At 66.1% G+C, this 7637-nt stretch carries 7 protein-coding genes; 2 read left to right on the forward strand and 5 right to left on the reverse strand.

Going from position 1 to position 7637, the window contains the following annotated elements; all coding sequences use genetic code 11:
* The first annotated feature begins 71 nt into the window (after positions 1-71).
* On the forward strand, positions 72-1232 hold the full coding sequence (locus G5V65_RS02330) for a WD40/YVTN/BNR-like repeat-containing protein (RefSeq protein WP_165046799.1): 1161 nt from the start codon (positions 72-74) through the stop codon (positions 1230-1232).
* A gap of 3 nt (positions 1233-1235) precedes the next feature.
* On the opposite strand, the gene G5V65_RS02335 is transcribed toward G5V65_RS02330, so the two are convergent.
* The 3 genes from G5V65_RS02335 to G5V65_RS02345 form a co-directional block, all read right to left on the reverse strand.
* Positions 1236-2528, reverse strand: coding sequence for an enolase C-terminal domain-like protein (locus G5V65_RS02335; RefSeq protein ID WP_165046800.1), 1293 nt, complete (start codon positions 2526-2528; stop codon positions 1236-1238).
* A 96-nt stretch (positions 2529-2624) separates the two neighbouring features.
* Positions 2625-4859, reverse strand: coding sequence for a xanthine dehydrogenase family protein molybdopterin-binding subunit (locus tag G5V65_RS02340; RefSeq protein ID WP_165046801.1), 2235 nt, complete (start codon positions 4857-4859; stop codon positions 2625-2627).
* Positions 4860-4861: 2 nt separating this feature from the next.
* Positions 4862-5329, reverse strand: coding sequence for a (2Fe-2S)-binding protein (locus G5V65_RS02345; protein ID WP_165046802.1), 468 nt, complete (start codon positions 5327-5329; stop codon positions 4862-4864).
* 87 nt (positions 5330-5416) lie between these two features.
* Here G5V65_RS02345 and G5V65_RS02350 point away from each other — a divergent pair, with 87 nt between their 5' ends.
* Positions 5417-6001 (forward strand): TetR/AcrR family transcriptional regulator, encoded by a 585-nt coding sequence (locus G5V65_RS02350; RefSeq protein WP_165046803.1) that lies wholly within the window; start codon positions 5417-5419, stop codon positions 5999-6001.
* Between the two features lie 7 nt (positions 6002-6008).
* On the opposite strand, the gene sctU is transcribed toward G5V65_RS02350, so the two are convergent.
* Both sctU and G5V65_RS02360 read right to left on the reverse strand, forming a co-directional pair.
* Positions 6009-7127, reverse strand: a complete 1119-nt coding sequence (sctU, locus tag G5V65_RS02355; RefSeq protein ID WP_165046804.1) for a type III secretion system export apparatus subunit SctU — start codon at positions 7125-7127, stop codon at positions 6009-6011.
* 17 nt (positions 7128-7144) lie between these two features.
* Positions 7145-7637: type III secretion system chaperone (locus tag G5V65_RS02360; protein ID WP_165046805.1), on the reverse strand; the 493-nt coding region annotated here is incomplete at its 5' end.

Below are 7637 nucleotides of genomic sequence, written 5' to 3' on the forward strand. Positions count from 1 at the left end.
CGCGGCGAAAGGCGCTTGGCGACTCGGCCTTCGGTGCTAGGCTGGGGCATCGGCGGCGGGGAGGGCTGTGGATGGCTGGCGCGGTGACGGTGCTTGCGGGCACCACCAAGGGGGTATTCCTGCTGCGGTCGCAGGACGGGCGGCAGGGATGGCAGGTGTCGGGGCCGCATTGTGACGGCTGGAACATCAACCATGTGATCGGCGATCCGGCGACCGGCGCGCTTTACGCGGCGGGGGGCGGCGAGTTTCACGGTGCGGGGGTCTGGCGATCCACCGACGGGGGCGAGACATGGGTGCTGTCCCTGCTGGCCAACGGGATCATGGATGCGATGCTGGCCGAGAATCCGGGCATGGCCGAGTATATGGGGCGCGGGCCGATGCCCGATGCGCCCTTCAAGGGCCGGATATCGGCGCTGTGGTCGCTGGGGCTGTCGGGCGGGGTGCTGTATGCGGGGGCGAAGCCTGCGACGCTGTTTGCCAGCCGGGATGGTGGCGAGTCGTGGGAAGAGGTGGAGGCGCTGTCGAACCACCCCTCGCGCCCCGAATGGGAGCCGGGGGGCGCGGGGTTGGTGCTGCATACGATCGTGGGCGATCCGGCGGATGCGGGGAAGCTGTGGGTGGGCATTTCCGCCGCCGGGGTCTTTGCCACCGAGGATGGCGGGCAAAGCTGGGAGCGGCGGAACCGCCTGTCGAACGAAGGCGACGGGCAGCACGACCATCACGACCATTCCCATGGCGAGGGGCATGAATTGGGCTTCTGCGTCCACAACATGGTGCGCGCGCCGGGCGGGGGCGACCTGATGTATCAGCAGAACCACCATGGCGTGTTCCGCAGCCCGGATGGCGGGCGAAGCTGGCATCCGATCACGGCGGGGCTGCCCAGCGATTTCGGCTTTCCCATCGCGGTAGATCCAAGCGACGCGCGGCGGTTGTGGACCTTTCCCCTGAACGGCGACACGAAGGGGCGCTATCCGCCGGGGGCATCCGCCGCGGTTTACCGATCCGAGGATGGGGGCGAAAGCTGGCAGGCGATGACGGATGGCCTGCCGGTGAAGGATTGCTTCTTTACCGTTCTGCGGCAGGCCATGGCGGTGGACCGGGCCAGCCCGACGGGGGTGTATTTCGGCACCAACAGCGGATCCGTCTTTGCCAGCTGCGACCAGGGCGCGCATTGGGACGAGATCGCGCGGCATCTGCCCACGGTGTTGAGCGTGGAGACAGTGACGGCCTGAGCCCTAGCCTTTCCACGCCGCGCCATCGGGCCAGAGATGGGCGGCGATGGAGTCGGGTTTCATCGTGATCGAGTAACCCGGTTCCTCGGGCGGGAGGTAGTGGCCGTTCCGCATCCGAACGGGTGTTTCGAAATGGTCGTGCAGGTGATCGACATATTCCAGCACGCGATCCGTCAGGCTGGCCGAGACGCAGACGTAATCGAAGATCGACAGGTGCTGGACATATTCGCAAAGCCCCACGCCGCCCGCATGGGGGCAGACGGGCACGCCGAAGTGATCGGCCAGAAGGAAGACACCCACGATTTCGTTCACGCCGCCAAGGCGGGCTGAATCGAGTTGCAGGATCTGGAGCGCGTCGGCCTGCAGGAACTGCTTGAACATCACCGCATTCTGGCAGTGTTCGCCGGTGGCCACCTTGATGGGTGCCACACCGCGCGCGATGGCGGCATGGCCGAGGATATCGTCAGGCGAAGTGGGTTCCTCGATGAACCAGGGGTCGAAGGCGGCGAGTGGTTTCATATGGTCGATGGCCTGCGCCACGCCCCAGACCTGATTGGCATCCATCATCAGGCGGCGGTTCGGACCGATCTCTTCGCGGATGATCCTTGCGCGGCGGATGTCATCTTCCAGATTGCCGCCGACCTTCATCTTGAAGTGGTTCCAGCCCTGCGCGATGGCGGCGCGGCAGAGGTCGCGCATCTTTTCGTCGGAATAGCCGAGCCAGCCGGCCGAGGTGGTATAGGCGGGATATCCGGTTGCGCGCATTTCGGCGATGCGGGCGGCGCGGGTGGGAAGGTTTTCCTCTAGCCTTTCCCGCGCGCGGCCGGGATCGAGCGCGTCGGAGAGATAGCGCCAATCGACGAGGGCCACGGTTTCCGCAGGCGTCATGTCGGTGAGGACGCGCCAGACGGGTTTGCCTTCCACCTTTCCCTTCAGATCCCAGAGCGCGTTGACAAGGGCGGCGGTGGCAAGGTGGATCACCCCCTTGTCGGGGCCGACCCAGCGAAGCTGGCTGTCGCCGGTGAGGCGCCGCCATGTGGCGCCCATGTCGGAAAGCAGGTCTTCGACCGGGATGTGTTCGATCAGCGGGGCGAGGGCGGTGATTGCGGCGACGCAGAGTTCGTTGCCCCGTCCTATGGTGAAGGTGAGGCCATGGCCTGCATGGCCGCCATCGGTTTCGATGATGCAATAGGCGGCGGAATAGTCGGGGGCGAGGTTCATCGCATCGGAGCCGTCAAGGCTGCGCGAGGTGGGGAAGCGGATATCCAGCGCGCGGATGGCGGTGATGCGGGTCATGGCGGTTCCTCCTGCCCCGGACCATAGGCCGGGCAGGAGGGGGTTGGGAAGGGCCTGCCCGGGTTGCGATTCCGGGCTGCGATCCGGGCCTGCGGATCAGGCGAAGGTCACGCTGCGGGCGAAGGGCAGGTCGCGCAAGCGCTGGCCGGTGAGGGCGAAGATCGCATTGCCCAGCGCGGGGGCGGCGGGCGGGGTGCCGGGTTCGCCGATGCCGCGGATATGCGGCTGGTTTTCAAGGATGCGCACGACGATGGGCGGGCATTCGCGCAGGCGCATCGGTTCGAAATCCCAGAAGTTGGGTTGCTGGACCATGCCATCGGCGAGCGTGATCTCTCCCCTTATCGCGGCGGAGAGGCCGTAGATCATGCCGCCCTGCAACTGCGCCTCGATATTGCCGGGGTCGAGCGCGATGCCGGGATCGGCGGCGATCCATGCGCCGGTCAGGCGGAGGCCGTCGGGGGTGGAGGCAAGCTCGATCACCTCGGCCACGGGGACGCCGAAGGACAGGCAGAAGGCGATGCCCTTGGCGCGGCCCGGTGTGGGGCTGCCCCAGCCCGACATTTCGGCCACGGCCTCGATCACCTTGCGGGAAGGGTCGTGGTCGATATGGGCGAGGCGGAATTCGACGGGGTCCACCCCGGCGAGATGGGCCAGTTCGTCCATCGCGGTTTCATGGAAGAAGGCGTTCTGCGACGCACCGACCGAGCGCCATGAGCCGACGGGCAGCATCGCCGGGGCGCGGTAGCCGGTGACGCGGTGATTGGGCAGGCGGTAGGGTTGTTCCCATGCGCCCTGCACGATGGCGCTGTCGGGGCCGGGGAGGGAATAGCCCAGACGCCCGACCTGACTTTCCACGACGGAGGAGGAGCAGGTGGCGAAATCGAAGGCCACGAGCCGCCCGTCCTGCACCTTGCCGCGCACGCGGGACAGGGCGGCGGGGCGGTAGCCATCATGCGTCATGTCCTCTTCGCGCGACCATGTCAGCAGGATGGGCGTGCCCTCCATCGCCTGTGCGAGGGCGATGGTCTGGCGGATGATGTCCATCTCCGCACGGCGACCGAAGCCGCCGCCCATGGGCAGGGTTTCGACGGTGATCGCCTCGGGCGGGAGGCCCGTGAGGGCCTGCCCCTCGATCAGGATCTGGGTGGGAAGCTGGTTGCCGGACCAGACGGTGAGCCTGCCATCCTTCAGGAGCGCCGCGCTGGACATGGGTTCCATCGTGGCATGGGCGAGATAGGGGACGGAGTATTCGGCCTGCCAGTCATCGGGCGTGAGGACGGCATCGACATCGCCATCGTCGCGATTGGTGCTGTCCTTGCGATCATCGGTGAAGGAGGCGCGGAGGGTTTCGGTGATCTCGTCGCTGGTGGCGGGATAGGGGGCGGGGCCCCAGTCGAAGGTGATGGCATCGGCGGCCTGCATCGCCGTCCAGGTGTTGGTGGCGATGACGGCCACGCCGTTTTCGACGGGGAGGATGCGGTCGACGCCGGGCATCGCCTCGGCGGCGGAGGCATCGAAGAAGAGGAGCGGGCCGCCAAGGCGGGGATTGGTGCGGATCGTGGCGAAGCGCATGCCGGGAAGGCGCAGGTCGATGGCATAGGTCTGGGTGCCCGTGACCTTGGCCAGCATGTCGACGCGGGGGAGGCTGCGGCCAAGAAGTTTCCATTCGGCGCGCGGTTTCAGCGCGGGTTCGGCGGGCAGGTCGATGGTGGCGGCGGCCTCGGCCAGATCCGTATAGGGGAGGCGCGTGCCGTCGGGGGCGATGACCACGCCGTTCTCGGTGGAGAGTTGCGCGGCGGGGAGGTTGAGCCGGGCAGCGGCGGCGCTGATCAGCGCGGCGCGGGCGGCGGCACCGGCGAGGCGCATCTTTTCGAAGGCGTCGGGGATGGAGGAGGAGCCGCCGGTGATCTGCAGGCCAAGGAACTTGGCCGGGATATCCATGGCAGAGCGGACGGTATTCGCAAGGCGGCTGTCATCGGTGGGGGCGAAGGGGACGCCTTCGCCGAGGATGGCGGAATTGTAATAGGCCTTGGACGCGGGGCCGTGGATGACGCGGATCTGCGACCAGTCGAGATCCATCTCTTCGGCCACGAGGGCCGCGAGGGTGGTGTGGACGCCCTGCCCCATTTCGGCGCGCGGCGCGATTACGGTGACGCCATCGGCAGTGATGAGGACATAGGGGTTGAGCGTGGCCTCTCCCTGCGCAAGACCCGCTTCCAGCGGGTTGGCATGGGGCGTGGCGTAGCGATACCAGCCGAAGGCGACCCCGCCCAGCAGGGCGGCAGAGCCGAGGAGGAAGCCGCGACGGGCGATCTTCATTGCGCGGCCCATGATCACACCTCCTTCAGGCGCAGGGCGGCATCCTGCACGGCGGCGCGGATGCGGGGATAGGTGCCGCAGCGGCAGAGGTTGCCCGACATCGCCTCATCTATTTCATCCGGGGTGGGGCTGGGGTTTTCGGCCAGAAGGGCCGCGGCCTGCATGATCTGGCCGGACTGGCAATAGCCGCATTGTGCGACCTGCGCCGCGACCCATGCCGTCTGAACGGCATGCAGCGCGGCGGGGTTGCCCAGACCTTCGATCGTGGTGACGGTTGCCCCCGCCACATCGCCCAGCGGCGTCTGGCAGGAACGGACCGCCTGCCCATCCACATGCACGGTGCAGGCCCCGCAGGCGGCGACGCCGCAGCCGTATTTCGTACCTGTAAGGTTCATCCCATCGCGCAGAGCCCAGAGGAGCGGCATGTCGGGTGGCAGGTCGAGGGTTTCGGTCCGTCCGTTGACGGTGAGGGTGACGGGCATGGGATCCTCCATTCGCTTGTGACAAAATGGGCGCGAAATGTCAGTCTGTCAATTGACAATCTGGAGGGGGTTTGTCAGGGTGTCGACATGGCCGATCCTGCCCCTGTGACCACCGCCCTGCCCGACCGTCTGGAGCCGATCCTGGATGCGGCTTTCCGGGCCTTTGCGACCTATGGCTATCGGCGCACCTCGATGGATGACATCGCCAAGGGGGCGGGGATGTCGCGCAGCGCGTTGTATCTGCATTTCCGCAACAAGGAGGACATCTTCCGGTCGCTGGCGGTGCGCTATTTCGACGAGGCGCTGCGGGACATGGCAGCGGCCTTGAACCAGCCGGGGCAAGGGTTGGAGGCGGCGCTGATGGCGGCCTTTGTCGCCAAGGACGGCAAGTTCATGGAGGCGGTGCTGACCACCCCGCATGGCGAGGAGCTTATGGACGCCGGGTTTTCGGTGACGGGCGATCTGGCGGCGGCGGGCGAGGCGCGGATGGTGGAGGTTCTGGGCGACTGGCTGGCGCGGCGCGGGGTGCCTGCCGGGCTGGGCACCGGGGCGGATGTGGCGCAGGCGGTGATCGCGGCGGTGAAGGGGTTGAAGCTTTCGGCGCGCAGCCTGCCCGAATATCGCGCCGGGCAGGCGCGGCTGGCCGCGCTGTTCGCCCGCGCGCTGGCCTGAACGCGGATCAGCTTCCCGGCGGGCGGTGATCGCCGCGCTGCATGTCGATATCGCCATGCGGCAGCGGGCCCTGATAGAGGCTTGCCTCGTGCCTAGCCACCCAGGCCAGGATTTCAGCCACCACATCGAAGACATCCTCGGGGATGAAATCGTTGGTTTCGGCATCGGCATAAAGATGGCGGGCCAGCGGGATGTTGTGAAAGATCGGCACCCCGGCGCGTTCGGCCTCGATGCGCATGTCGATGGCATAGGTGCCTGCCCCCTTGGCCGAGACGATGGGCAGAGGCATTTCATCGGGCTTGTAGAGGATCGCCACGGCAAGATGCGTGGGGTTGACGACCAGCGCGCTGGCCTTCTTTGCCTGGGCGGGGCCATCGCTCATCACCAGTTCCATGGCAACCTGCTTGCGATGGCCCTTCACATGGGGATCGCCTTCGCTTTCCTTGTATTCGCGCTTGATCTCTTCCTTGGACATCATCAGCGATTTGGTGTGCGCGTAGCGCTGATAGTAGAAATCCGCCACCGCCACGATGATGAAGGCCACGGCCGAGAAGATCAGGATCCGGCGCGTGACGCTGTCGGTGACAGTAGCGATGCAATCCATCCCGCAGGACACGGCCGAGATGAAGGGGCCGATCGCCTCGTTCAGCACGTAGTAGAGAAGCACGCTGAGGAAGACGATCTTGAGGATGGATTTAAGCAGTTCCACCAGCTGCTTGCCCGAGAAGATCCGCTTGAACCCGCCGATCAGCGAGATCCGTTCCAGCTTTGGCTGAACCGCCTCGAGCGAGGCCAGAACGCCGAATTGCATCATGTTCGCCGCAATGGCGAGGAAGATCACCGCGCCGAGGATGGGGATGGTGATCGCCACCCCGACATCCCATGTCAGCGCGAGGCCTTCGCTGAGCGAGACATTCTCGCGCCGTGCGGCGATGGCGGCGATCTGGTCGATCAGGGTGGTAAGGCGGTTCCAGATCAGGCCGCCCATCGCAAGGATCACGGCGATGGTGCCGAACATCGAGACCGTCGTGACAACCTCCTGGCTGCGGGCGACCTGGCCCTTCTGGCGCGCATCCCGTTCCTTTTTCGGGGTTGGCTGTTCTGTCTTTTCTCCGCCCTCGCTCATCCCGCGTGCTGCCTTGATTAGAGCCGGAGGAAGCCTTCGACCGACGGATCGCCGGGGCCGAGTTCAACTTGCAGGATGCGGATGCCTTCGCTGCGCCAGAAATCGAAGTAGAGCGAGAAATCGACGAAGCGGAGTTGCAGCTGTTCGATCGTCATCTCGCGCAGGTCGAGGACATCGCGATAGCCGATCTCATTGGAGTGGTGGAGGCACATCATGCCTTGCCCGGTTTCCACCCCCTGAAGGTTCGCCTCGAGCAGGCGGTGGAGAAGCCGGGGGCGGGGCAGTTCCGGGGGCAGGTGGAGCGGGGCGAAGAGGGCCAGGGTTGCGGCGTCGATTTCGGTGAGGACAAGGCGGAAGGGATTGTCGAGATGGTATTCGGTTTCGCCTTCGGGCGAGGTGCCGAGCGCGGAAAGGCCGAGTTCCGAGATGAGGTTGTTGATTTGCGCTGAGAGCTGACCCGGTTGGGCTGAAGATTTCCATTGAGATTTGACCCATGTGACCCTTCCCCGA

Source organism: Paragemmobacter kunshanensis, assembly GCF_011059185.1.
Lineage (GTDB): Bacteria > Pseudomonadota > Alphaproteobacteria > Rhodobacterales > Rhodobacteraceae > Paragemmobacter > Paragemmobacter kunshanensis.

Bases quoted from the DNA above. Each gene is read 5' to 3' on its own strand.
- G5V65_RS02330 (WP_165046799.1), top strand. From the start codon at position 72: ATGGCTGGCGCGGTGACGGTGCTTGCGGGCACCACCAAGGGGGTATTC.
- G5V65_RS02335 (WP_165046800.1), bottom strand. From the start codon at position 2,528: ATGACCCGCATCACCGCCATCCGCGCGCTGGATATCCGCTTCCCCACC.
- G5V65_RS02340 (WP_165046801.1), bottom strand. From the start codon at position 4,859: ATGGGCCGCGCAATGAAGATCGCCCGTCGCGGCTTCCTCCTCGGCTCT.
- G5V65_RS02345 (WP_165046802.1), bottom strand. From the start codon at position 5,329: ATGCCCGTCACCCTCACCGTCAACGGACGGACCGAAACCCTCGACCTG.
- G5V65_RS02350 (WP_165046803.1), top strand. From the start codon at position 5,417: ATGGCCGATCCTGCCCCTGTGACCACCGCCCTGCCCGACCGTCTGGAG.
- sctU (WP_165046804.1), bottom strand. From the start codon at position 7,127: ATGAGCGAGGGCGGAGAAAAGACAGAACAGCCAACCCCGAAAAAGGAA.